Origin of the sequence: Paenilisteria rustica, assembly GCF_013820765.1 — a bacterium.
Lineage (GTDB): Bacteria > Bacillota > Bacilli > Lactobacillales > Listeriaceae > Listeria_A > Listeria_A rustica.
Genome location: NZ_JABJVM010000011.1, coordinates 84,759 through 108,037, shown reverse-complemented (window position 1 = coordinate 108,037; position 23,279 = coordinate 84,759). Strand labels below are relative to the sequence as shown.

The 23,279-nt window shown below is 41.5% G+C and carries 24 protein-coding genes; 10 read left to right on the top strand and 14 right to left on the bottom strand.

Features of this window, described 5'->3' with window-relative positions; translation table 11 throughout:
• Positions 1 to 485: 485 nt before the first annotated feature.
• Positions 486 to 926 carry a peroxide-responsive transcriptional repressor PerR gene (gene perR / locus HPK16_RS11360; RefSeq protein ID WP_181677068.1) on the bottom strand — a complete coding sequence of 147 codons (441 nt, stop codon included), beginning with the start codon at positions 924 to 926 and terminating at the stop codon, positions 486 to 488.
• Between the two features lie 97 nt (positions 927 to 1,023).
• On the bottom strand, positions 1,024 to 1,977 hold the full coding sequence (locus HPK16_RS11355) for a D-2-hydroxyacid dehydrogenase (RefSeq protein WP_343064815.1): 954 nt from the start codon (positions 1,975 to 1,977) through the stop codon (positions 1,024 to 1,026).
• Positions 1,978 to 2,119: 142 nt separating this feature from the next.
• Here HPK16_RS11355 and HPK16_RS11350 point away from each other — a divergent pair, with 142 nt between their 5' ends.
• Positions 2,120 to 3,412 carry a glutamate-1-semialdehyde 2,1-aminomutase gene (locus HPK16_RS11350; protein ID WP_181677066.1) on the top strand — a complete coding sequence of 431 codons (1,293 nt, stop codon included), beginning with the start codon at positions 2,120 to 2,122 and terminating at the stop codon, positions 3,410 to 3,412.
• Between the two features lie 66 nt (positions 3,413 to 3,478).
• Complete coding sequence (locus tag HPK16_RS11345) at positions 3,479 to 4,564, top strand: aromatic acid exporter family protein (RefSeq protein WP_181677065.1); 1,086 nt, start codon at positions 3,479 to 3,481, stop codon at positions 4,562 to 4,564.
• Between the two features lie 229 nt (positions 4,565 to 4,793).
• Here the strand turns inward: HPK16_RS11345 and ntdP are convergent, their stop codons facing one another.
• The 3 genes from ntdP to mutY form a co-directional block, all read right to left on the bottom strand.
• Positions 4,794 to 5,321, bottom strand: coding sequence for a nucleoside tri-diphosphate phosphatase (ntdP, locus tag HPK16_RS11340; RefSeq protein ID WP_036062731.1), 528 nt, complete (start codon positions 5,319 to 5,321; stop codon positions 4,794 to 4,796).
• A 411-nt stretch (positions 5,322 to 5,732) separates the two neighbouring features.
• A complete protein-coding gene (fabL, locus tag HPK16_RS11335; protein WP_181677064.1) occupies positions 5,733 to 6,479 on the bottom strand; it encodes an enoyl-[acyl-carrier-protein] reductase FabL in 747 nt (248 codons plus the stop codon).
• Complete coding sequence (mutY, locus tag HPK16_RS11330) at positions 6,476 to 7,573, bottom strand: A/G-specific adenine glycosylase (RefSeq protein WP_181677063.1); 1,098 nt, start codon at positions 7,571 to 7,573, stop codon at positions 6,476 to 6,478. The genes fabL and mutY overlap by 4 nt, the downstream gene beginning before the upstream one ends.
• A 212-nt stretch (positions 7,574 to 7,785) precedes the next feature.
• On the opposite strand from mutY, the gene HPK16_RS11325 reads away from it, so the two are divergent.
• A complete protein-coding gene (locus HPK16_RS11325; protein WP_181677062.1) occupies positions 7,786 to 8,766 on the top strand; it encodes a metal-dependent hydrolase in 981 nt (326 codons plus the stop codon).
• Positions 8,767 to 8,810: 44 nt separating this feature from the next.
• Here the strand turns inward: HPK16_RS11325 and HPK16_RS11320 are convergent, their stop codons facing one another.
• Complete coding sequence (locus HPK16_RS11320; RefSeq protein ID WP_181677061.1) at positions 8,811 to 9,038, bottom strand: YfhJ family protein; 228 nt, start codon at positions 9,036 to 9,038, stop codon at positions 8,811 to 8,813.
• Positions 9,038 to 9,850, bottom strand: a complete 813-nt coding sequence (gene recX / locus HPK16_RS11315; RefSeq protein ID WP_181677060.1) for a recombination regulator RecX — start codon at positions 9,848 to 9,850, stop codon at positions 9,038 to 9,040. Before recX ends, HPK16_RS11320 begins: the two co-directional genes overlap by 1 nt.
• A gap of 101 nt (positions 9,851 to 9,951) precedes the next feature.
• On the opposite strand from recX, the gene HPK16_RS11310 reads away from it, so the two are divergent.
• Entirely contained in the window at positions 9,952 to 10,848 is an 897-nt protein-coding gene (locus tag HPK16_RS11310; protein WP_181677059.1) for a TIGR01777 family oxidoreductase, read from the top strand.
• 56 nt (positions 10,849 to 10,904) lie between these two features.
• Here the strand turns inward: HPK16_RS11310 and mprF are convergent, their stop codons facing one another.
• From mprF to HPK16_RS11285, 5 genes are all read right to left on the bottom strand, one after another.
• Positions 10,905 to 13,508: a bifunctional lysylphosphatidylglycerol flippase/synthetase MprF gene (gene mprF, locus HPK16_RS11305; protein ID WP_181677074.1), complete on the bottom strand. Its 2,604-nt coding sequence runs from the start codon at positions 13,506 to 13,508 to the stop codon at positions 10,905 to 10,907.
• A gap of 34 nt (positions 13,509 to 13,542) precedes the next feature.
• Complete coding sequence (locus tag HPK16_RS11300; protein WP_181677058.1) at positions 13,543 to 14,208, bottom strand: VanZ family protein; 666 nt, start codon at positions 14,206 to 14,208, stop codon at positions 13,543 to 13,545.
• 171 nt (positions 14,209 to 14,379) lie between these two features.
• Positions 14,380 to 14,847, bottom strand: a complete 468-nt coding sequence (locus tag HPK16_RS11295) for a GNAT family N-acetyltransferase (RefSeq protein WP_246369397.1) — start codon at positions 14,845 to 14,847, stop codon at positions 14,380 to 14,382.
• A 22-nt stretch (positions 14,848 to 14,869) separates the two neighbouring features.
• Positions 14,870 to 16,243, bottom strand: a complete 1,374-nt coding sequence (rlmD, locus tag HPK16_RS11290; protein WP_181677056.1) for a 23S rRNA (uracil(1939)-C(5))-methyltransferase RlmD — start codon at positions 16,241 to 16,243, stop codon at positions 14,870 to 14,872.
• Between the two features lie 24 nt (positions 16,244 to 16,267).
• Positions 16,268 to 17,125 (bottom strand): YihY/virulence factor BrkB family protein, encoded by an 858-nt coding sequence (locus HPK16_RS11285; protein WP_181677055.1) that lies wholly within the window; start codon positions 17,123 to 17,125, stop codon positions 16,268 to 16,270.
• A gap of 93 nt (positions 17,126 to 17,218) precedes the next feature.
• Between HPK16_RS11285 and HPK16_RS11280 the strand changes: the two genes are divergently transcribed.
• Positions 17,219 to 17,440, top strand: a complete 222-nt coding sequence (locus HPK16_RS11280) for a DUF1128 domain-containing protein (RefSeq protein WP_181677054.1) — start codon at positions 17,219 to 17,221, stop codon at positions 17,438 to 17,440.
• Here the strand turns inward: HPK16_RS11280 and HPK16_RS11275 are convergent.
• Both HPK16_RS11275 and map read right to left on the bottom strand, forming a co-directional pair.
• Entirely contained in the window at positions 17,427 to 18,224 is a 798-nt protein-coding gene (locus HPK16_RS11275) for an AAC(3) family N-acetyltransferase (protein ID WP_181677053.1), read from the bottom strand. The two genes, HPK16_RS11280 and HPK16_RS11275, sit on opposite strands and share 14 nt — an antisense overlap.
• Before the next feature lie 69 nt (positions 18,225 to 18,293).
• Positions 18,294 to 19,052, bottom strand: a complete 759-nt coding sequence (gene map / locus HPK16_RS11270) for a type I methionyl aminopeptidase (protein WP_036080963.1) — start codon at positions 19,050 to 19,052, stop codon at positions 18,294 to 18,296.
• Positions 19,053 to 19,323: 271 nt separating this feature from the next.
• On the opposite strand from map, the gene HPK16_RS11265 reads away from it, so the two are divergent.
• The 5 genes from HPK16_RS11265 to HPK16_RS11245 all read left to right on the top strand — a co-directional run bounded on the left by HPK16_RS11265 (position 19,324) and on the right by HPK16_RS11245 (position 23,272).
• On the top strand, positions 19,324 to 19,773 hold the full coding sequence (locus HPK16_RS11265) for a flavodoxin (RefSeq protein WP_181677052.1): 450 nt from the start codon (positions 19,324 to 19,326) through the stop codon (positions 19,771 to 19,773).
• 309 nt (positions 19,774 to 20,082) lie between these two features.
• On the top strand, positions 20,083 to 20,394 hold the full coding sequence (locus HPK16_RS11260; protein WP_181677051.1) for a hypothetical protein: 312 nt from the start codon (positions 20,083 to 20,085) through the stop codon (positions 20,392 to 20,394).
• Complete coding sequence (locus tag HPK16_RS11255; protein WP_246369395.1) at positions 20,387 to 20,632, top strand: cytoplasmic protein; 246 nt, start codon at positions 20,387 to 20,389, stop codon at positions 20,630 to 20,632. Before HPK16_RS11260 ends, HPK16_RS11255 begins: the two co-directional genes overlap by 8 nt.
• 60 nt (positions 20,633 to 20,692) lie before the next feature.
• Positions 20,693 to 21,925, top strand: coding sequence for an aminopeptidase (locus HPK16_RS11250; RefSeq protein WP_181677049.1), 1,233 nt, complete (start codon positions 20,693 to 20,695; stop codon positions 21,923 to 21,925).
• An 87-nt stretch (positions 21,926 to 22,012) separates the two neighbouring features.
• Positions 22,013 to 23,272: an MDR family MFS transporter gene (locus HPK16_RS11245; protein ID WP_181677048.1), complete on the top strand. Its 1,260-nt coding sequence runs from the start codon at positions 22,013 to 22,015 to the stop codon at positions 23,270 to 23,272.
• The last annotated feature ends 7 nt before the right edge of the window (positions 23,273 to 23,279 follow it).

Genomic DNA, 23,279 nt, shown 5'->3' with positions numbered 1-23,279 from the left:
CTAGCAAATTACTTTACTAGTATTACTTTTGGAAATAGCTTTCTATTTCCGCCCTGCGATTCTTACCTAGAAACATCACTGTCTCTATTGGTTTTATCTTTGTTTCTGTTCAGTTTTCAAAGGTCATTATCGCGTTGCTATCACTTATGTTGTTTTGTTTTTTGCGACTTTTAAATCATACCATTCAAGCACTTATCTGTCAACAATTTTCTATAATTTATTTTGTGTTATTTTTCTCTGTAAAAGTGTTGGTTAGTAGCGCCGAGAACTAATATATCAATTAATCAGGATAATGTCAACCAAGTTATGCATAATAATTTGGTTTTTTTTCGTACTGTACTCTAATTCCACAAAAATGTATGCGTTAAACATTGCTATGTAGCCATTTGTTAATTCAGATTTTTTTTGCATAAATATAATAGCTTTTATGCAAAAATAAGAAAGAAAACCACCAAATCAAATGAAGTGATGGTTTTCTGGATGTATTATATTTTTTTTGATTGGCATTCTGGACATGTTCCATAGACTTCTAATCGATGTTTGTTTACTTCATATCCTGTGACACTCGCGGCAAAATGTTCTACTTCGTCTAAACCAGGATAATGAAAATCTACTATCTTACCGCATTCATTGCAGATTGCGTGGTAATGTTCGGATGTAGAAAAATCAAAACGGCTGGATGAATCGCCATATGGTAATTCTTTAATTAGTCCTGCTTCTCGGAATACGCGTAGATTATTGTAAACTGTAGCTACACTCATATTGGGGAAGTTCCCTTCAAGCGCTCTGTATATCTCATCAGCGGTAGGGTGGGTATCAGCATTAATTAAGAATTCAAGTATAGCATGACGTTGAGGAGTTATTCTGACTCCAGTTTTTTTCAAGACATCTATTGCTTCTCGTAAATGAGAATGAGACACCGTCATGCACTCCTTTCTCGCATAATTTAAATAGATTGTACATATATTCTATTCTACCTAACTCTGGCTGGTTCTGTCAACATTGGGATACGCAATCGTTTCTTTAATAGCCTCTATTTAAATTAATCATGTTTAATAATGGTTCTTCTTTTTGAAATCTTGCAACATTTTCGAGCCAGATGTCAAAGCTTCTATAGAGATACTTTGGTGAGTGGGCAGATACGTGCGGCGTGATGGTGACATTAGTAAAATTCCAGAGTGGATGATTTTTTGGTAATGGCTCGATTGGGCTAACGTCTAAGTATAGATGCGCGATTGTTTGATTTGACGCTATGTCCATGAGAACTTCTTCCGATATCGCGGAGCCTCGACCGATATTGATGAATACGGTGCTTTTTTTCATGGCTTCAAAGTGAGCTTTTTTGTAGAATGATTTCGTGGCACTCGTTTCGGGTAAGACGGATACAATGAAATCACCTTCTGGTAGAACTGTTTGTATTTCTTCTATAGAGACTGCTTCATCAAATGGTGCAATATTTTCCCCTGATGTGTTGATGCCGATTGTCTTCATTTGGAAGGCTTTCGCGAATTGGGCGATTTGGCTCCCTATCGCTCCTGTTCCGACGACAATGATTGTTTTTTCTGCTAGCTCACCAATTTGTGGATCGCGTTCCCAGTCATTTTTTGTTTGTTTTGACGCAAAGCTCGCTAGTCGCTTCACATGAGATAGCATGAAACCCATCGTAAATTCTGCCATTGGGATTGCGTGGATTCCTCGGACATTGGTGACTAAAATTGATTTTTCTTGGAGTTTAGCGTGAGGGAGTTCTTCAATTCCTGCGGAGAAAACCATGAGCCAGCGTAGCCTTTTTGCTTCCTCAATGATGGAATCGGTGATGTCTGATCCGTAGGACACGATGCAGTCCACCTTGTCTATACCTTGATAGGATGCTAAGTTTTCTATGTATTCGTATGTGTGGTCGGGAAATTGTTCTTGTTGTCTTTCTTTTAGGTCATTTGGAATTGGCATTGTAAATAATATTTTCAACGGGATCACATCACTTCCTATGCGTTATATACTTTTATTTTAGACTCTTTTTGTCTCGGTTACAATGAACTTGCTTCTATTCATTGCAGTCTGACACTATTTCAACTAAAATGGGAAGGGAAGAAACATTAATGAAGGAGATGTATCAAAAATGAACCATTCTGAGTCGGAAAAGCTACATACAGAGGCGCTCGAGCATATTGTCGGTGGGGTTAATAGTCCATCGCGTTCTTATAAAGGTGTTGGGGGCGGGACTCCCGTGACGATGGAGCGTGCGAATGGCGCTTATTTCTGGGATGTAGATGGTAATAAGTATATCGATTATTTGGCAGCTTATGGACCGATTATCACCGGGCATGCGCACCCTCATATTACAAAAGCGATTACACATGCGGCTGAAACCGGTGTTTTATATGGAACTCCCACGCGACATGAAGTTACTTTTGCGAAAATGTTGAAAGAAGCTATCCCTTCTTTGGAAAAAGTACGGTTTACGAATTCCGGGACGGAAGCGGTCATGACGACGATTCGTGTGGCGCGTGCGTATACTGGACGCGATAAAATCATCAAATTTGCTGGCTCGTATCACGGGCATTTTGATTTGGTACTTGTGGAAGCTGGTTCTGGGCCTTCTACGCTTGGCACGCCTGATTCTGCTGGTGTCACGACGGCTACGGCAGAAGAAGTGATTACGGTGCCTTTTAATGATATTGCTACTTTTAAAGAGGCGATTCGTATCTGGGGAGATCAGGTTGCTGCGGTTTTAGTGGAACCGATTATTGGAAACTTCGGGATTGTTGGACCTGTGGATGGCTTTTTGGAAACAGTAAACGAGCTGACGCATGAGGCTGGGGCGCTTGTTATTTATGATGAGGTGATTACTGCGTTTCGATTTATGTATGGTGGCGCGCAGAACTTATTAGGTGTGACGCCTGATTTGACGGCTCTTGGAAAAATTATTGGCGGCGGTTTACCGATTGGCGCTTACGGTGGTCGTGTTGATATCATGGAAAAAGTCGCTCCGCTCGGTCCGGCGTATCAAGCTGGGACGATGGCTGGAAATCCCGCATCGATTCAATCTGGGATTGCCTGTCTGGAAGTTTTGCAGGAAGCTGGAATTTATGATCGGTTTGAAAAATTCGGTGTTCGATTGAAGAACGGGATTTTGAATGCGGCTACTAGGCACGGAATTACGGTTACGGTTAATCAGATTAAAGGCGCTCTGACGGTTTACTTTACGGATCAGGAAATTGTGACTTATGAGGATGCGCAAGCGACAAATGGCGAACTGTTCGGTGAATTTTTCAAGTTGATGGTTGAAGAAGGTATTATGTTGGCTCCTTCTAAATACGAGGCTTGGTTCATTACAACGGCTCATACGTATGAGGATATTGAGGCAACCCTCGCAGCTGTGGACCGTGTTTTTGCAAAAATGGCACCTTGATTAGTTTGTAAAGCAAGATTAACGGTTATAATAGGAGAAATAGAGTACAGAAAGGACTAACCAGCGATGAAATTCGGGGCTAGGATTATAAAAACAGGAATTGCGATTAGTTTAGCGCTTTTTATTGCCGAGCTTTGTCACTCCCCTTCTCCTTCTTTAGCAGGGATTTCGGCAATTTTTGCAGTACAACCATCGATTTATCGGTCTTATTTAGAAATTTTGCAACGGGCACAAGGGAATGTGATTGGTGCGGCCATCGCGATCGGCTTCGGGCTATATATTGGGAATGACTTCATATTGATTGGGATTGCGTCGATTCTTTGTGTGGCCCTGTTAATTCAATTCAAACTTGAAAAAACAATCGGTCTGGCGCTAGTGACGCTCGTTATCGTGATGGATTCGCCTACAAGCGATTTCTTAATGATTGCACTCACGCGGTTTGGCACAATCATGCTTGGACTTGTTGCAGCGTTTATCGTGAATTTGATTTTCTTACCGCCAAAATACGAGGTGACTTTGTTCCAATTTATTTATAGTACAAATGACGAGATTATGCGCTGGATTAAGTTAAATTTGCGTCATGCAGCCGATTTTCCGCTCCTCAAAAAAGACATGAAGTGGATGCAAAAACAGATTACGCAAATGAGTAGTTATTATGAACTGTATCGCGAGGAACGAACATTTTTGAGGCGAACGAACATTTCTAAATCGCGAAAAATCGCAGTATACCGGCAAATGATCCTTTGTTCGCAAAAGGGCTATGAATTGTTGCGAATCTTGCATCGCTATGAAAATGACTTTTTGCAGTTGCCGCCTGATAAACAGGAATTGATTCGGATGCAAATTGATTATTTGACGGATACGCATGAGCAGTTGTTACTCACGTATATTGATAAGGTTTCAGTGGATTTGAACTACGCTGAGAAGCATTTTTCGCAGGATCCGGCAGACTTAATGCGTTTGTTTTTGAATGAAATGAAGGAGATTGATAAGGAGGACGACGATGAGGGGATCGATCAATATCATTTGATGCGGATTATCGCGTGCGTCTTTGCTTATCAGGAGACTGTCGATTATTTGGAGAAATTGATTCATAGCTTCAAACTGCGGCATGACGAGGAAAATAAAATTGATATTGATGTGCATGAATAACATAAAAAATCGAGTGAGCTACTATAGCTGGCTCGGTTTTTTGCGTGTTCGGTTATCGCTGGATCCGAAGACACTGGTGTTTCTGCAGCGCTCATGTTTAGATATCGCGCCGCTTTTGCCAAGTTATGAAAAATACGCCTTACGCAGTTGAAATGGTTTATTGAACGGCAAAACACGCAAAACAAAATTCCAGTGACGGAAGCTTGTTTTGCGTGTTTTTACTCTAAATTTAGCGATATTCTTTGTACTTTTCATACCAAATGTCGATGTAATCTTTGGAAAATGGACCTTTTTTATCCAGAATCCAGTGTGAAAGAACATCTACATTGTGCCTCAGTATACGGTCGATGGAGTCTGGATATTTCATTTGTCGTCTATGTTGTTCATATTCGCCTTCATCTAGCAAGTGGAAACGACCATCTGGAAATACCTTGATATCCAAATCGTAATCGATATACTTAACCGCTTCCTCGTCTGATGCAAAAGGCGTACCTAAGTTACAATAATGATAAATCCCGTCTTCTCGAATCATTGAAATCACGTTAAACCAGTATTCACTGTGGAAATAACAAATGGCAGGCTCGCGAGTTACCCACTTTCGGCCATCAGATTCTACCACTAGAGTATGATCATTCCCACCGATAATAACATTTTCCGTCGATTTCAAAACAACCGTTTTTTTCCAAGTACGATGAAGTGAGCCGTCGTGTTTGTAGCTTTTGATTTGAATTATTTCTTTCTCTTTAGGTAAGTACATCCAATATCCTACTTTCTCCATGTACTATCGATCTAACATCCTTTTCCATTATAACATGCAATTAGCTGCAAAAAAACTGAAAAGACACGAAAAGCTGAAAGAGCCCGCTTAGCCTCGACAGAAATTGTTAGGGGGCGCAGTCAAAACCCTCTTTTGGTTTTTACGGAGGTCACGAAATTTCCGAGAGGCTGGCTCTTGAAGCTGGATCGCGAAATGATGATAAGTCAAAGCCCAGAGCATTCCCGTGTACATGATTGCCCTACTCTGAAATACAACAAAACTATTCTCTACCTCTGTCTCTACCATTACCAACAAGAATCGAAGCTAGCCGTTGAAACTGGATCTGGAAGCACCAATCATAACGCAGTACATGAATCCCGTGCTCACTTTGCTCTCATGTATATTTAACCCCTATACCAACAACGTCCGCCCACCATCTACAATAATCGTCTGTCCACGAATCATATCTGCTTGATCACTCACTAAAAACGAAACAGCTTTCACCAAATCGCCCGCTTCTACCATACGCCCTGCTGGAGTTTTAGCAATAGCGTCCGCTAATAATTCTTCTCTATTAGGAAAATGATCCAACGCTTCTGTTTCAATCAACCCACCAGAAACAGCATTCACCGAAATCCCAAGTGGCGCTAATTCCACAGCCAAATAACGTGTCAATGACTCAACAGCCGCTTTTGAAACACCAACCGTTGTATAATTCTCCAAATACCGAATCGCTCCAACAGAACTCAGACTCACAATTTTCCCACCACCTGTTTTTTGCATGCGTTTCGCGGCTTCTTGGCTCGCAAAAAGTAGCGCCTTGGCATTGATGTCCATCGTCCAATCCCAATGTGACTCGTTTAATTCCATAATCGGTCGTAAAACACCACTCGCTGCGTTGTTTACCAGAACATCCAGTCGCCCAAATGCTTCATCAATTTCTTCAAACATACCTTTTAATTTCGCGATATCTCCAACGTTTGCACGTACAAGAATCGCTTTTTGCCCTAGCGCTTCAACTTCTTTTGCGACTTCTTCAGCTTTACTGCGACTTCTAGCAAAATTAATCGCGATATCATATCCTTGTTTCGCAAGTTCGAGCGCGATTTCCCGCCCTATTCCGCGACTGCTTCCTGTTACTAATGCTACCTTATTCATTGTATTGTTTCCCCCTTTAGAAATGCTTGCCACATTTTTTGATATGGAACTGGAAAAGCTAGATGCTCCATTTCGGCTTTTGTGACGGTTTTTAATTTTAAATCTGAGGGTTGTGTAGTAATCGCTTGCGCTGCGAATACGTCCACTTCCCAGACTAAATGCGAAAATATATGTTTCACGTGTGCGATTGGCTCTGACTCAACTTCGAGATCGATGCCGTATTGTTGTAAAAAGGCTAACTTCATTGTTTCGTGATTTTCCGTCAATTCCACGGTCGGAAATTGCCACAAGTTAGCGAGCAGCCCTGTATCAGGCCGCTGTTCAATGATATATTGGTCGACTCCAACCTGGACAATAGCGCTAGATAGGAACACCTTCTTCACTTTGGTTTTCTTAATTTTGACTGGATAGGCTTCTTCTTTCCCAACCTTATGCGCTTCGCAAAATTCTTGTAGCGGACAAATGAGGCACATCGGTTTTTTGGGCGTACAAACAAGTGCGCCGATTTCCATTAAACCTTGGTTAAATTCGCCCGGCTTTTCTGGATCAATCAGAGGATAAAGCGCGGCTTCGAATCTCTTCCGCGTTTTTTGCTTCATAATGTCATCGTCAATTTCTAAAATACGCGATATCACTCGCATAACATTACCATCAACGGCCGGCTCTGGCTTCGCGTAGGCAATACTGAGCACCGCGCCCGCAGTATATGGCCCAACACCTTTTAGGGCAAGTATCCCGTCTAAATCACTTGGCACAACGCCATCCATCTCTGTCACCACTGTTTTCATAGCCGCTTGTAGATTACGAACACGCGAATAATAACCGAGACCTTCCCATGCTTTTAAAATGCGTTCCTCTGGCGCTTCTGCAAAGTCTTTCATCGTTGGGAACCATGTCATGAATCGCTCAAAATATGGCATAACTGTGTCGACTTTGGTTTGTTGCAACATAATTTCAGAAACCCAAATCCGGTAAGCCTCTGTATTTTCGCGCCATGGCAATACTCTCTTGTTCGTCTCATACCAGTCAATCAAAGCTGATCTGAAGGCGATTATTTTTTCTTCTTTCCATTCCATCTTGTATTTACTCCTCATTTTGTGCGTATATTCTCATGGTTTTCTAATGCGTGTTTTCGGGTATTCTGTAGTATAATATAAGTATGAAAAAACTTCCGATACTTGATTCCAAGCAACGTTACCATTATACAGAATCAAGATGCGATTGGACAGCCAATTGCCTTCACGGAAAGTTTCAATAAGATGCAGACATTCATTTTAGGACTGCTCTTAGAAGAGGAGGAAATCTCTTGGACACTGGCACACATGTTGTTATGGGAATTGCACTCGGCGCTGTAGCTACGGCGATCGACCCTGCTATCGTAGGGAGTTCCGCTGCCATTGGTATCATGACAGCCACTATTATTGGATCACAAATACCGGACATTGATACTGTTCTTAAACTAAAAAATAACGCGGATTATATTCGTAACCATCGCGGAATCACACATTCGCTTCCAGGTCTCGCAATTTGGCCGCTCTTGCTTTCTGCTATTCTTGCTTTTATTTTTCCAGCTGCACCGTTCTGGCATCTCTTGCTATGGACGTTCGTCGCAGTCGGACTGCATATATTTGTCGATATTTTCAACGCGTATGGAACACAGGCGTTGAGGCCGTTTAAAGATACCTGGGTCGCTTTCGGGTTTATCAATACCTTTGATATCTTTATTTTCAGCTCTCACGTTGTAGCTATCATTATTTGGCTACTTGGAGCTCCTGCTTTGCCAACGTTCTTCACATTATACGCGATTTTGGCACTCTATTATGTAGCGCGGTTCATCACCCAGAAAGTCATTACCCACGCGGTCAAAAATATGATTCCTGACTCGGAGGAAATTATTGTAGCTTCTACAATTCGTTTTTTCCAGTGGCGTGTTGCGGTTACGACGAAAGATCACTATTATGTCGGACGAGCTTTTAAACGCACCATTTCGATTTATGAGAAATTCGATCGCTTACCAGTTCCCGATAATGATATTATCCACGCAGCGATGAAAGACAAGAACTTGACGGCATTTGTATCCTTCTCGAAAGTGTATAATTGGCGTATTGAAGAAAAAATGGATGGCACGTATGTGACCTACACTGATTTAAGATATCGCAGTAATGGCCACTATCCATTCGTTGCAGTTGTCAAATTAGATGACAATTTAGAGATCATCTCATCTTACACTGGCTGGATTTTCAGCGACGAAAAACTACACAAAAAACTACACCCTGTAGCTAATTAATATCAAAAGACCTTCTCGCATCAAAACGGGAAGGTCTTTTCTTGTTACCGTTCTTTTCTCTCTACTAAATGCAATGACGCGCCGTGTTGTTTTATTTGTTTGGTTACATAATCATATGTGTATTCATTCCCGCGGTAGGGGTAGCCGGCCTTTGCATAACTTGCTTCAAAATCAGTCCAAAGCATTTCGACCCACCATAAAGCTTCGTCTTCGGTAAAGTTTGGATTTATCGCTAGTAGTTCTAGCTTTAATTTCTCAAAATATGTTTGCATTAATCTTGCTCCTCTTCAAAATCTAATTCGTGTTCACGCATGTAGTCTTGAATAGTATCATAAGAAAATCCTTTTTGCAACAGGGATGTGATTGTTTTTTGTCGACATTTGGCTGGACCTAAGCGCCGATTTCGTTGTAGTAGCTTGTTTAATTGTTCCCCTAACACATCTTGTTCTTGCTCTTCTGAAAAATCCTCTAGTGCAATGGCGCTTGCTTCTTTCGCAAGATCCGTTGTGTAGCCTTTTTGGATAAGTTCAGTGATTAGTTTTTGTTGTAGTTGTCGTTTTGCCGATTTACGGCTACGATTGACGATTTTGGCTGCTAATTTGACGGCATTTTCTAATTGGGTATCGTCTTTAAAATCGACTAGTGCTTCTTCAATATACTCGCGAGTAATACCTTTAGTTACGAGTTCGCGTTCGATTTGACGAGGACCTTTTGAGGTTGTGTTTACTTGGGTTCGAACGTATAGATGCGCGAACTCCAAATCATTGATGTATTTCATTTCCGCCAAACGCTTGATGACTAGACTTATTTCATCCGGCTCCATCTCCGCTTTTGTCAAGTGTGTACGGATTTCCTTTTCGGAGCGCACACGATGGGCTAGATATTGGATCGCTTTATTTAAACCACGGCGAATCGCGTCTTCTTCTTGAATTTCGGCCAGTTCCTCGTCAGTTAGTTCGCGATCTTTAAAAAGTTGGTACTTAGTTAGAACGACCTCGTCTACACTGAACAAATATTTTCCGGCAACAAAGATGTTATACCGCTCTTTATTTTTTTGTTGCTGCGAAATGGATGTTATTTTCATTGTTATCGCCTCCTCTTCTCTACTCTATCATACGCAAAAAATCGTTTTAAAGCTATCTTAAAGGGAAAAGTAATAGAAACAAGTTAGGGGTGAACGAAATTATGAATATTTTAATCGCGGGCGGGACTGGTTTTATTGGACAGCATCTCGTTCCTACTCTTTTGGATAAGGGGCATGTTGTTTATATTTTGACACGTCAGGATGGTAAAGTTAGCACCGATAATATCCATTATATAAAGTGGTTGGGCGGCTCTTTGCCTGATTTAGCTGGGGTGTCTATTGATATTTGTATTAATCTTGCTGGTGCGGGTATCGCGGATAAGCGCTGGACAGAGGATCGGAAGCAGTTGATTTTAGATAGTCGTGTGGATGCGACGACCGAGCTTGTGCGGATGATTCATAGCTTGAAGCCGAAGCCTCGATTGTTGATTAATGCGAGCGCGATTGGCGTATATCCTACGTCACAAACGACCTTTTTCTTAGATACGGAGGAGCATGTGGCGGCTGATAATTTTCTTGCGGAGACGGTTATTTCTTGGGAAAAAGCTGCGCGTGCTTCGGGAATTCGGACGGTCTTTACGCGATTTGGTTTGATTTTGGGTAAGGACGGCGGATCATTGCCACTACTCACAAAACAGTTTAGCTTCTTAGTTGGCGGGCCGCTTGGCGATGGAAATCAGTGGTATTCGTGGATTCATATTGATGATGTTGTCGCCGCGATTGTCTTTATCATGACGAACGAGCGGATCGACGGCGCGGTGAATGTAACAGCTCCGCACCCGGTTCAACAGAAAAAATTCGCAGAGCTACTCGGTCAGGCGATGAATCGACCAGCAAAAGTTGCGACGCCTGCTTCGATGATTCGTCTAGCAATGGGCGAAAGGGCGATGCTTATTTTGAAAGGTCAACGGGTATATCCGCAAAAACTTCTCAATCAAAATTTCACATTTAAATTCCCGCAGATTGAGGCGGCATTGGTCGATTTAGTAAAAGAATAGCAAAACAAGGCGCTTGTGAGATCCGACTGCGATCTTCCAGCGCCTTGTTTGTGTTATTATTTCGTTTCTTCTGTAGCCGCGACGGGTTCCATCTCGTCTACAATGTCTTCTACGATTTGTGCTTTGGATAACGGCCGTTTTTTGCCTACTAGAACCATCAGTTGCAACATTGTAAAAGCAATCGAGCTTCGTTTCCTGAACGCGATGAATTTTTGAACCCAAGTGGTTACGTATTTTGATTTGTAATTGCGTAATCCTTGGAAACCATAGAAGCCTTGGCTATAGCGGTAAACAAGGCCTGCCAATCTTTCTCCTAAAAAGGCAAACTGTGAGGAACCGACATTGGATAATGGCGCCATCCCTGCGTTGAAAATTTGGTAGCCGTCTTCTTGCCCTTTTTGGAATAGGTTGATGAATAGGAAATCCATGATACCGCTTGGAGCATCTTGACCGTAGCGCATTAAATCGATGGATGTCATTTCGTCGTTGTAACATGGCATGATCGAGGCAAAAGCAATGATTTCACCTTCTGCGTCTCGAGCGATTGCGATTGGTGCTTGTTCTAAATAGTAAACATCGAAGTACCCAAGCGAGAATCCTTTTTCGGATCTATCGCCTAGCCAATCATCCGAAATTTCGCGGAGTCGTTGAATCGTTTTTTCATCGAAGCTTGGCTCAATAATTTCAAATGTATAACCTTCACGCTCGAATTTATTCATTAAGGCGCGTTCACCCTTACGTTTTTTACCAGTTAGCGTAAATTCGGGTAAGGATACGAAGCCTTCTTCACCAATTTTCATGAAATCAAAACCATGATCGTGGAGGAATGCCAGCATATCAACATCGACTTCATAGAAAACGGGTCGGTAACCAAAACGATCGGCATATGTCATCAGCTCTTCTAGCGCGTCCTCAAGGGAGTCACTATCCCCGACTGGTTCTCCCATGATAACCATTTTATCGGCTTTTAGTTGGAACGGAAACACAACTTTATCGTCTTTAGACCAGAAAAGTAGTTTGTCGCGCATGAACATTGTGTGGGTTACTTCATTTCCTTTGTATTTAGCTAAATGGGCTCGTAAACGCCTCGCATCAAATGGTTCCCCAATCGTAACACTCGTGATTGAGAAGTAATAGAAAATAATAATCAAACTAATAATCGCGATGGCGACACCGATGAATCCTGTAATCCAAACGTGTTCAGATGGAATCAACAGGTAATCGGGAATTTTGCGGTGATGTGGTACTTTTGGCGAGTTATAAATGCCGATGAGAACATAGCCGATTAAACAAACTAAAAATAGTAAGCTGTCAAAAATGATTTTACTCCATGTGTAGACGAGTTTTTCACGATAAAATTCATTGCGGGCTAGGTAAACGCAAATCAATACGATACCAAGAAAAATCGCTGCTTTGATGGAAAATCCTTGGGCAAGTGTATTGAAAATCGCGCAACCTAGCACAACAATAGTTGTTACATAGGCTTTAGTAATCTTACTTTCGATACCTCGAGCAAGTCCGAGTAACAAGAACCCGAACGCAATCATCGTGATTTGCGACACGAAAAATAGACTGAATGGCGCGAGTTTATAGAGTAGTGGTAAATGATAAATCGCATTTGGAATCGCTGCGGAGATAATCAGCATCAGCCCTGCAAAATACACGAACAAGACTAGAAATCTGTGCGCTAGTTTTTGTAGGAATAGGCGTGGTAACCCTTCTAAATAATCATTGAATTTCTTCCCAGCTTTTTGGACGAAGAATAGAAGTCCAGCTGCGAACGGGATAATATAGTAGAAAATACGATAAAACAGCAACCAAGCGACACTGAGGTCCGTCGGTACGCCAAGTGCTTCAAGCCCGAGAATCATGACGACATCGAACGTTCCAACCCCGCCTGGTACCATCGATGCAATCCCGATAACAGATGCAATGACGAAAAGTGGGAATACTTTAGCAATATCGACTGGTTCGTTCATGAGTACGCCGATAATGATGAAGCAACCGAATGCAAACGCCCATTCTAATAGGGACGCTAATATAAGTAGTAATTCACGTTTTAGCGGTAAATCTTCAAATAGCGTTTTACTTTTCCATTTTGTAAAGAAAAATAGGATTGGAAAATATAAGCCACCGCCGACAAGCCAAGGCCAGTAACTGCGGAAATGATCGGCGAATCCTGGAATAAACAGCATCACTAGGCCGATAAGGCAATATAATGATAAACCTGATACGAGAAACAAGGCAATTTTTGAAATAGCTAGAAGGATTTGTTTATGGTCTGCATTCTTACCGTAGAAATTGGCACGTAACGAGGCTCCTAATACGCCGCCAAACCCACCGATATTAGTAAATGTGTTCGTAATCCAGCCAGACGCAATGATATGACTTGTTGGAAACTTACCTGGCAAGAGTTTCACGATGACAAAATCATAGATAAGCATTGGTGTCACAGCAATAAGCCCGACTACAATCATGATCAAGATATTTTCTGGGCTCTGCGATGTTAAGTTATCTTTCAAGGCTCCAAAATCGGTTGTTGTTCCGATGCTAATCACCTCATAAACGACAAACGCGAGTACAAAGACGATAAAAATAATTTTAGCCTTCAGACTATTTTCTTGAAACCATGCTATGAGTTTTGCAAATCTTTCCTTCATCATACCAATTCCCTTCACTTTTCCCAATTCAATACTATTTTTTGCGCTTTCTCACGCGTGGTATACACAGGGCTACAAGAATCCCTAGCAAACCACTCAGCGTATTTAGAATAATGTCATCAATATCTGTCGAACGGTTTTCTGGCAAAGTTATGCCGCTAAAACCTGTGATAACCGTCGTTTGGAGGAATTGAACAAGCTCGATTCCTGTAGAAACTAATAGGGCAATCAAGAGCGTCGTTCCCATTCGTTTCGTAATTTGAAAATAGAGTAGAAAGAACGTCAATGGTGCGAGTAACAGGACGTTTCCGAGTAATTGAATGATGGTTGGCATTGTTGGCAACGTTTGGTGCACCGTATTTTCAATTGTGGTAAATGGCACAAGATTCACCATTTCTTGCTGAATATGAAATCCTCCTGTGTACGTGCTTTTTAGAATATCCCCTGCTGAAATATATGTAACTAAATGATGCAAAATGAACAGATAGAGAATGAATGTCGCTAGCCAAATCACATCTATTGAATTTCTTAATTTTGCCTTCCAAATGATGAAAATAGAGCACGCGCTAAGGATTGTCCCGTTTAAAATGACATTGATCAACTCTGCTCTACTACCAAAATCGAGTGCTAAAAATATACCGTAAGCCATATATAAAATCGGAATCAGGAGAACAAGAAACCGAATTTTGTCATTTTTCATAGATCTGCCACGCTTTCTTATTTCTTATGGTCTAATTGTCTACCTTAGTTTAACAAATAACGCTAGTAATGAAAAGCTTTGTCGCGACTTTTCATCCTTACATTATTGCAAGGTGATTCAAAAATGGAGAACGAGGATTGGTATATATCCCCCGTTCTCTATCCTTGTTCCTCATATTCTCAATTCGTAAACAAATTGCTCACCGCGCGGGCCTAATACAACGCGTGGTGTTTCGACAAAACCGCTTTTTAAATATAGTTTTTGTGCTGGAATGTTTCGTTTATTGACTGCTAAAACAGCGCTAGCGATTCCTTTGAAATGAGCGTGCACATAGTCTTTTAACGCAGCTAAGGACTTTGTACCATACCCTTTTCCTTGCAAGCTGGAATCGATGGAATAACCTCGTAAAAGTAGCGCATTAGGTTCTGTGGTGTATGTCGTTAGGTCATTGCCACTATCTAACACGAAAAAGCCTGCGATCATTCCATTATCTAAAATTTGGACGCAGTGATAGCTACTTGTTTTAGCCGATTGTTCTAAAAGTTCTAGCGGGTGCGCCGAAAACTCGTCGTTTGTTAGTGTATAGTTCGTAAGGGCCGCAATCTCCGCCGTTTCATTTTTGAATGGTTTTAGCTGCATTGTCAAAGGAAGCCCTCCTCGCTTAGTTTTTTAAAGTTAAGACCGTGATGCTCTCCACATGTGCGGTGTGAGGGAACATGTCTAGTGGTTGGATATACTTCACGTTGTATTTTTTAGATAAAATCTGAATATCGCGTGCAAGTGTTGATGGATTACATGATACGTAGACAATTTGTTTCGCATTCGTACGCAGAATCGATTGCAGTAACTGGTCTTCACAACCTACGCGTGGCGGATCGACAACAATCGCGTCTGGTTTAAAGCCAGCCTTGATCCATTTCGGGAATACTTCTTCGGCTTTCCCTGTTTCGAAGCTAACATTTGTTATTCCAGCACGCGCGGCATTTGCTTTTGCGTCCTCGATCGATTCTGCAATGGTATCCATCCCGCGTACTTCTGCTGCTCGTTTCGCCAAAGAAAGCCCGATTGTTCCGACACCACAATAGGCATCGACAATTTTTTCGTTACCAGTCAAGCGGATGGCACGCGCTACTTCGCGGTAAAGCTTCTCCGTTTGCGATGGGTTCAATTGGAAAAAGGCGCGCGCAGAAAGGTCGAATTCGATTTCCCCTAACTTCTCGGTGATTTTTTCTTTCCCTGCAAGGAAGAGCGTTTCTTCACCGAAAATTAGGGATGTTTTTGCCTGATTGACGTTTTGCATAATCGAAACAACTTCTGGGATGGCCGCTTGGATGCGCTCAATTAACTCGCGTTTGCGTGGTAACTTCTTGCTGTTTGTGACAAGGACAAGTTGAATCTGGCCGGTTTTAATTCCCGTGCGAACAACGATTGTCCGGACAATACCGCTATTTCGTTGTTCTTCATAGATTGGAATTTCAAGTTCTTCGAGTAAGTCGCGTACAAAATTGGTTACTTTTACAGTGTCTGGATGTTGTACGATACAGGTTTCGATTGGAACTAGCTCGTGGCTTTCGGCGCCAAATAGGCCGGCTTCGACCACATCATCAATTTCCCGTACTTGGAATTGGCTTTTATTCCGGTAACCCCATGGATTTCCCATACCGATTGTGTCGCGAATCTTAATTTGTTCTAAGTGGAAACGTGTATGTTTTTCGATGGATTGTACGATAAGATCTTTTTTCATTTGCAGTTGTTCTGGGTACGCTAAATGTTGCAATTGACAACCGCCACATGCATCGTAGACTGGGCATGGTGGTGTCACGCGGTGTGGTGATTTTTTACGAATTTTGCGGATTTTTGCTTCTGTGTAGCGTGGATTGACTTTCGTAGCCTCGACCACGACTTCTTCTCCTGTTAGGGCGCCGGTTACAAAAACGACCGATCGTTTGAAATAGCCGATTCCTTCGCCGTTAATACCAATCCGTTTAATCGTTAGCGGGAATTGTTGACCTTCTGTTACTGGATTTTCGCTCAAAATAATTCTCTCCTTATGGTCAGTTTAATTAATCTCCCCGACCAGCTTTTTCTGCTTCACTATGCTAAGTGTGGCATTGATTTCGCCACCAATCATCAAAATCGTTCCTGTTAGATAAAACCATAACATCAAAATAATAATTACACCGATACTGCCGTAAGTCGCAGAGTAATTGGCAAAATTGTTCACGTAATAGGCGAAACCAATCGAAGCTGCAGCCCAACCAACCGTGGAAAAAACCGCGCCTGGTAAAATACTAAATAAGCTGCTTCTCCGGTTTGGTGCAATCCAAAAAATAAAGGAAAACACGATAAAAATAACGGCCATTGTCACAACCCAGCGAAAATTATTCCAAATATCGAGTGTATCTTGGGACACATTCAGATGATTAAAAATAAACAACCCAATTTGCTGGCCAAAAACGACGAGGAGTAGTGTCACGACCACAACCGCCAGCATCCCCATTGTAAAAACCATCGACAATAGGCGTTTTATAAAATAATTGCGGCGATCCTGCACACCATACGCTTTATTCAAGGCTTTCGTCGTTGCGTTCATGCCATTAGAAGCCGACCACAACGTTCCGATAATCCCGATAGAAAGCGCACCGCCTGAATTATTATTCAGAAGCTGATCCAGATTATTATTAATAAAATCATAAATTTCTTCTGGAACAAACTGCTTTATCGTTGTAAATAACTGGTCTTGGTCAATGTTGAAATACGGAAGTAACGAGGCCACAATTAGTAAAATCGGAAAAATGGAAAATAGCATATAATACGCTAATTGTGAGGCGCTTCCGGATACATCATTTTTAGTAAATCTAGCTCCAACGGCCATGCCAAAACGAACTAGGCGGATATTTTGTATTTTTTTTAACATCGCTATCCCCTTTCTTCTTAAAATAGACGCTAATTGTGGCGCCACTCCAAACTATATGCTACAATTTTTGAAAGTTGAAAAGGAGTGTCTCACATGAACTTAGAAAATCCCACGCAAGAAAATGTTACGTATATGCTAAATGAAATTACGGTAAAACTAAAAATGGTTAATGCTTCTGTCTTTGAAAACCTGACCTTAGAAGCCATCCATTATGATTCCTTACTTGATATTTATACGCTGATTCATCGCAAAAACAATATCAGTATGCGCGAAATGCAACTTTTTGCAGAGGAACTAAGCACTATTCGGAAATAATTTCGCTAACGTAATCCACTAAGTCGCGCATATCAAAGATTTTAGAAGGTGCACCAGCAATCATCGTCGGCTGGTGTGCTTTTTTTTGTTCGTACTCTCGCCCAATTGCAATAAATTCTTCGCTATTAGACGTTATTTCGTCATAGCTCTGCCAAATCTTCTTGCCACCCACCATAATCGGTGACTTTTCTTGCTGAATTCGGAAGGCTTTCGCGCGATGCTCCGCCAGATGTAGCGACGTGTTTTTATTATGATCGACGCCAAACAAGACAATTTTTGCGTGTAACTCATAGAGGCGTGCTAGCGGTGATTGCTCGCCGAATCCGAAATTAAGCGCATGTTTCTCCGTAATAAAGTCGGAATCGCTCCCCCATGCACAAAAAGAATATTTCGGGTGAGAACTTCGCTTCACGCCTTCCATTTTGCGGAAGATTTCTGGAATCACGCCCATGAAAAAAGTAGGCGTTTCTTCAGGATTATAAGCAGGCATTTCCTCATAAATTGTCGGCAACCACTCTTTAGGAACCGCTGGATTACGCCATTTTGCCGGGTCTGACACATTCGTACTTTGCGTTGCCATCACTAGATTTCCAGATTCCGTTACCGCCTGTTGAAAAGCTTTAATAATCGTAACCCCGCCTCCGCACACCCAGCCAGCTTGACCGAGCGCAGAGTGCAGAATCACTGTATCTCCTTTTGCAATACCTAGATTATGTAATTCTTTGCAAATCGATGTAACTGTATGTGGCGCCCTCGTTTTACGAATCGCTCTCTTCTCTCCCATACCCATTCTCCCTTTGCTATTGAAAAAATTTAGGTGTGTCGCGTTCTTGGCAACACACCTACGTATTATTTAGTCATTTTCACCTTGATATGTCAAAATTTCTGGACCATCCTTTGTAATAGCAATCGTATGTTCATATTGTGCAGAAAGTGAACCATCCGCCGTTCGCGCCGTCCACCCGTTGTCATCCATCTTCGCTTTCCAGCCACCCGTGTTAACCATTGGCTCAATCGTGATAACCATTCCTTCTTTCAAACGTGGACCTTTGCCTGCTGCGCCGAAATGTGGTACTTCTGGTTTTTCGTGTAATGTTGGACCAACGCCGTGACCAATAAATTCGCGAACAACCGCTAGTTTTTCAGCTTCTACATAGGTTTGAATCGCATGTCCAATATCGCCAATGCGGTTTCCTACTTGTGCTTGTTCGATGCCAAGATACATCGATTTACGAGTCACTTCCATCAAACGCTCGGCTTCTGGTGAGACTTGGCCAACACCATATGTCCAAGCTGAATCGGCAAGCGCACCATGGAAATTAACAACCATATCTACTGTGATAATATCGCCTTCATTTAGAATTTTCTTACGAGGGAAACCGTGACAAATTTCGTCATTAATACTCGCACATGTTGCAAATTCATAACCTTCAAAGCCTTTTTGCTCTGGTGTCGCACCTTGTTTACGCAAGAACTCCTCCGTGAATACTTCGATATCCCAGCTCGTAATTCCAGGCTTGATTAGTTTCTTGATCTCTTTATGTGTCGCAACAAGGATTTCCCCCGCACGTTTCATTTCGTCGATTTCGCGTCTTGATTTTAATGTAATCATTTTTTCCATCCCTTCTCTTTCCAGCTCTCGAATCCTTTGATTTTGTCCTAGCCAGAAATTCTCACTTCTACCATTATAGCTTTATTCGCCTCATTTTGAAAGTACGAATATGACGTTTTTGCTAAATTTAACGGAATTTCTTGCAGTTTTCCTGAAATTCTTTATAATGGAAGTATTAGTGATTGATGAAACAAGCATATTCCGCGTTCGCAAGTGTGCTTTTTTTAGCGTATTAACTTAGAACTCATAGAAAGAAATGGTGATGTAAATAATGGCAAAAGTTATGATCGTATATGCCAGCATGACTGGTAATACAGAAGAAATTGCAGATATCCTTGGCGAAGAATTAGAGAAATATGATATTGAGGTCGAAATTGAGGAATGTATCTCTGTCGAACCTGAGAAATTATTGGAATATGATGGCGCGCTCATCGGCGGTTACACGTATGATGACGGCGAACTTCCAGACGAATTTGTAGATTTTTATGAAGATATGTCTGATGTAGACTTTTCTGGTAAAATCTGCGCTTCTTTCGGGTCTGGCGACACATTCTATGACGAGTTCTGCCTAACAGTTGACCTTGTTGAGAAACGCTTGAAAGAACAAGGCGCGACAGTCCCTGTAGAAGGCTTAAAAGTAGATTTAGATCCTGATGAAGACGATGTAGTTCGTGCAGAAGCCTATGCGAAAACATTTGCAGATGCCCTACTTGGGAATTAATTTCCGCTATTGAATATATGAAATCTCCCAAAATGTCTAGCTATCGCGTTGATAGTTAGGCATTTTTTTGATAGCTAAAATAATTTTAAAATCTATTTTTTGATTCGCCCATATTAGACTGTATTCGATTCTCTAGCAAGCATTACAAGCTTTTTTCAGCTCTTTTTAAAAACAGATTTCCGTCCGATTTCTACCGTTGAAAATACAGCAATGTGTCGCATAAACCTATTTCTCCCTATCCTCGTGGAGTAGACGCTCTGATGAGGATATGTTACTGTTAATTGACCTACAATTTTAAGGAGTGTTACGATGACTTTCAATGAATTTTCTGTATATATGTCCGAGAACTTAACGACCAAAGATAGCTTTTACCAAAAAGCACTCGAATTCCAAAACGAGAAAAATAAGAAACGTCCGCCTGCCAAGCGTTGGAAAGACACGAAACTAGATCGTGCAGTGAATGCGATGTGGCAAGATATTATGAAAACAATGTACGACAAAATCAAGCCGTCAATTAAACGCGATGCCCCTGATTTACAACAAGCTTGGCTAGACTATTTTGTGAAGTATAATATTTTAGAGTCGATGGATGAAGCCCTATCAGAGATTGAATTTGATTAGCCTAACAAACGCTCATAAATTCTCTTCGAATAACAAAATATGGCTTGCTAAAGCAGAGCGTTGTGGCTGTTTTTATTGTCTAGAGCTTTTTGCGCCTTCTGAAATTACAGATTGGCTGGAAATCGAGGATACAGCGCTTTGTCCAAATTGTATGATCGATGCGATATTACCCGAATCGAACTTGCTACCGCTCAGCCGCGAATTTTTGAATGAGATGCATCAGGAATGGTTTGGATAGTTGCTTTACGGTATTTTTTAAGATACAATGCTTTTATTGAATAGAAGAGGGGTGCTACATATGTCAACATTTAATGAGAAATTAGAAAAGTATGCAGAATTAATCGTCAAGGTTGGAGTGAACGTTCAGCCTAATCAGAAAGTAGTGATTAACAGTTCCATTGAAAGTGCACCGCTAAGCAGATTGATTACGAAAAAAGCCTATGAAGTTGGGGCTAGCGACGTTATTATCAACTGGGCAGACGAAGAAATCACGTTACTTCGCTACCAAAATTCACCGATTGAAATTTTCGAAAAAGCTGCACTTCACCGTGCTGCGGAACGCATTGAATTAGCTCACGAAAATGCTGTTTTCATCTCGATTATTTCGGAAAATCCCGATTTACTTAAAGGCGTGGATGGTAAGAAAATCGCAGCAAACCAAAAAGCAACTGGTCAAGCGCTTGAGGAATTCCGCCAAATGATCCAGTCTAACACGATAAGCTGGACGGTTGTTGGCTCGGCTTCTGAAGGCTGGGCAGCGAAAGTATTCCCTGATCTACCACACGCTGAGCAAGTTCCTGCACTTTGGGAAACGATCTTTGAAACAACGCGTATTAACACGGCTGATCCCGTTCAAACGTGGAAAAATCACGATGAGACACTGAACAATAAAGCGACTTATTTGAACGATCAACAATATACAGCTCTTCACTATACTGCACCCGGAACTGATTTAACAATTGGTCTTCCTAAAAATCATGTATGGGTTGGCGCTGGAAGCTATAATAAACAAGGCAAAGAATTCATGGCGAATATGCCTACGGAAGAAGTTTTCTCATGTGCTGAAAAGAATAGCGTGAATGGCTACGTATCAAGCACAAAACCGCTAAGCTATGCTGGAAACATCATTGATAAGTTCAAAATCACATTCAAAGATGGTCGTATTGTGGATGTTGTAGCGGAACAAGGAGAAGATATCTTGAAAGATTTAGTAGCAACGGATGAAGGATCACATTATCTTGGCGAAGTAGCCCTGGTTCCCGATCCATCCCCTATTTCTCAATCAGGAATCCTATTCTATAATACGTTATTTGACGAAAATGCATCGAATCACTTAGCAATAGGAAGCGCCTATGCATTTAATATCAAGGGTGGCGAAGATATGAGCCGCGAAGATTTAGAAAAAGCCGGCGTCAACTCAAGTATGACGCATGTTGATTTCATGATTGGTTCTGATAAAATGAACATCGATGGTATTACGGCAAGTGGCGAGAAAGTTCCTGTTTTCCGTAACGGCGACTGGGCATTTTAATAAAAAAAAGATTGTTTACTAATTAATAACGAAGCCCATGGAAGAACTGTTTCATGGGCTTTTTTGTAAAGAAGGTGTTTTATTTTTATGAAATTTAAGACTTGGGATATCAATCTCAAAGTGCGACTATTCGGGGAGGCTTTGCTCGATATTTCGTTTTGGGCTGTGTTTCCCTTTTTAACTATTTATTTCTCAGATTCGATTGGTAGGCAAACGACGAGTCTATTGCTTATTCTATCGCAGGCTTTATCTGTTATTACGGCACTACTTGGCGGTTACTTCGCTGATACTTATGGGCGAAAACGAATGATGAGTATTTCGGTTATCGGTGAAGGTGCTGGTTTCCTTATTTTTGCGATTGCCGCGACAACGATGTTCCATTCGCCATATATCGCATTTTTCGGGTTCATGATTGCCAGCATTTTTATGTCATTTTATCAACCGGCAAGTCAGGCGATGATTGCCGATGTTGTCAAACCAGAGCATCGAAGCCATGTGTACTCCATTTTTTACATGATGATAAATATCGCAGTCGTGATTGGTCCGATTATTGGGGCGCTTGTGTTTAACAATTATACATCGCAAACCTTGCTTGCAATCGTTCTCGCCGACTTGTTGCTCCTGATTTTACTGACAAAATTCGGACACGAGACGGCGCCAATGGCATTGGATAAAGAGCTGCGTAAAGCTCAACGTGAGAAAAAGATTGGCACTGTTTTGATGGAACAATTGCGAAATTACAAGCTTATTTTTAAGGATAAAGTCTTTTTCTTATACATCATTGCTGGCGTCATTATTTCGCAATCCTTTATGCAACTCGACTTGTTGTTCCCGCTCTACATCACGGAGGTCATCGGTGATTCATCGATATTCTCGATACAGCTTACCGGAGAACAATTATTCGGCTTCATCGTTTCCATCAACGGCTTTTGCGTCGCTTTATTGACCGTCTTCTTCACACGAATGATGAGCCGCTATCGTGAAAAACTAGTTTTCATGAACTCGTCTTTCTTATACGGGATTGCCATTCTGCTTTTCGGAATCGCAACAGGTCCATGGGGCGCCATCTTGGCCATTATTTTATTCAGTTTTGCAGAATTAATGACAGTCGGAATTCAACAAAATTTCGTTGCCAAAATTGCTCCAGATGATAAACGGGCGATGTACTTCTCGGCGGCTGGACTCCGCTATACATTCGGAAAAGTAATAGCGCCACTCGCGATTACTCTATCAACACTTGTTGGGTATTTTGCCACATTTGCAACAATTGCAGTACTCGCGGTTATAAGCGGATTTATTTACTTCTACATGTATAGTTTATATGAAAAACAAGATCGTGCGCAGTAACTCAAGG

Bases quoted from the DNA above. Each gene is read 5' to 3' on its own strand.
- HPK16_RS11320 (WP_181677061.1), bottom strand. From the start codon at position 9,038: ATGCAAACATATTTTGAGAAATTAAAGCTAGAACTACTAGCGATAAAT.
- HPK16_RS11285 (WP_181677055.1), bottom strand. From the start codon at position 17,125: ATGTTAAAAAAAATACAAAATATCCGCCTAGTTCGTTTTGGCATGGCC.
- HPK16_RS11275 (WP_181677053.1), bottom strand. From the start codon at position 18,224: ATGGGAGAGAAGAGAGCGATTCGTAAAACGAGGGCGCCACATACAGTT.
- HPK16_RS11250 (WP_181677049.1), top strand. From the start codon at position 20,693: ATGTCAACATTTAATGAGAAATTAGAAAAGTATGCAGAATTAATCGTC.
- fabL (WP_181677064.1), bottom strand. From the start codon at position 6,479: ATGAATAAGGTAGCATTAGTAACAGGAAGCAGTCGCGGAATAGGGCGG.
- HPK16_RS11280 (WP_181677054.1), top strand. From the start codon at position 17,219: ATGAACTTAGAAAATCCCACGCAAGAAAATGTTACGTATATGCTAAAT.
- perR (WP_181677068.1), bottom strand. From the start codon at position 926: ATGACGGTGTCTCATTCTCATTTACGAGAAGCAATAGATGTCTTGAAA.
- HPK16_RS11260 (WP_181677051.1), top strand. From the start codon at position 20,083: ATGACTTTCAATGAATTTTCTGTATATATGTCCGAGAACTTAACGACC.
- mutY (WP_181677063.1), bottom strand. From the start codon at position 7,573: ATGAGGAGTAAATACAAGATGGAATGGAAAGAAGAAAAAATAATCGCC.
- HPK16_RS11300 (WP_181677058.1), bottom strand. From the start codon at position 14,208: ATGAAAAATGACAAAATTCGGTTTCTTGTTCTCCTGATTCCGATTTTA.
- HPK16_RS11345 (WP_181677065.1), top strand. From the start codon at position 3,479: ATGAAATTCGGGGCTAGGATTATAAAAACAGGAATTGCGATTAGTTTA.
- HPK16_RS11350 (WP_181677066.1), top strand. From the start codon at position 2,120: ATGAACCATTCTGAGTCGGAAAAGCTACATACAGAGGCGCTCGAGCAT.
- map (WP_036080963.1), bottom strand. From the start codon at position 19,052: ATGATTACATTAAAATCAAGACGCGAAATCGACGAAATGAAACGTGCG.
- HPK16_RS11310 (WP_181677059.1), top strand. From the start codon at position 9,952: ATGAATATTTTAATCGCGGGCGGGACTGGTTTTATTGGACAGCATCTC.
- ntdP (WP_036062731.1), bottom strand. From the start codon at position 5,321: ATGTACTTACCTAAAGAGAAAGAAATAATTCAAATCAAAAGCTACAAA.
- HPK16_RS11295 (WP_246369397.1), bottom strand. From the start codon at position 14,847: ATGCAGCTAAAACCATTCAAAAATGAAACGGCGGAGATTGCGGCCCTT.
- mprF (WP_181677074.1), bottom strand. From the start codon at position 13,508: ATGAAGGAAAGATTTGCAAAACTCATAGCATGGTTTCAAGAAAATAGT.
- recX (WP_181677060.1), bottom strand. From the start codon at position 9,850: ATGAAAATAACATCCATTTCGCAGCAACAAAAAAATAAAGAGCGGTAT.
- HPK16_RS11265 (WP_181677052.1), top strand. From the start codon at position 19,324: ATGGCAAAAGTTATGATCGTATATGCCAGCATGACTGGTAATACAGAA.
- HPK16_RS11245 (WP_181677048.1), top strand. From the start codon at position 22,013: ATGAAATTTAAGACTTGGGATATCAATCTCAAAGTGCGACTATTCGGG.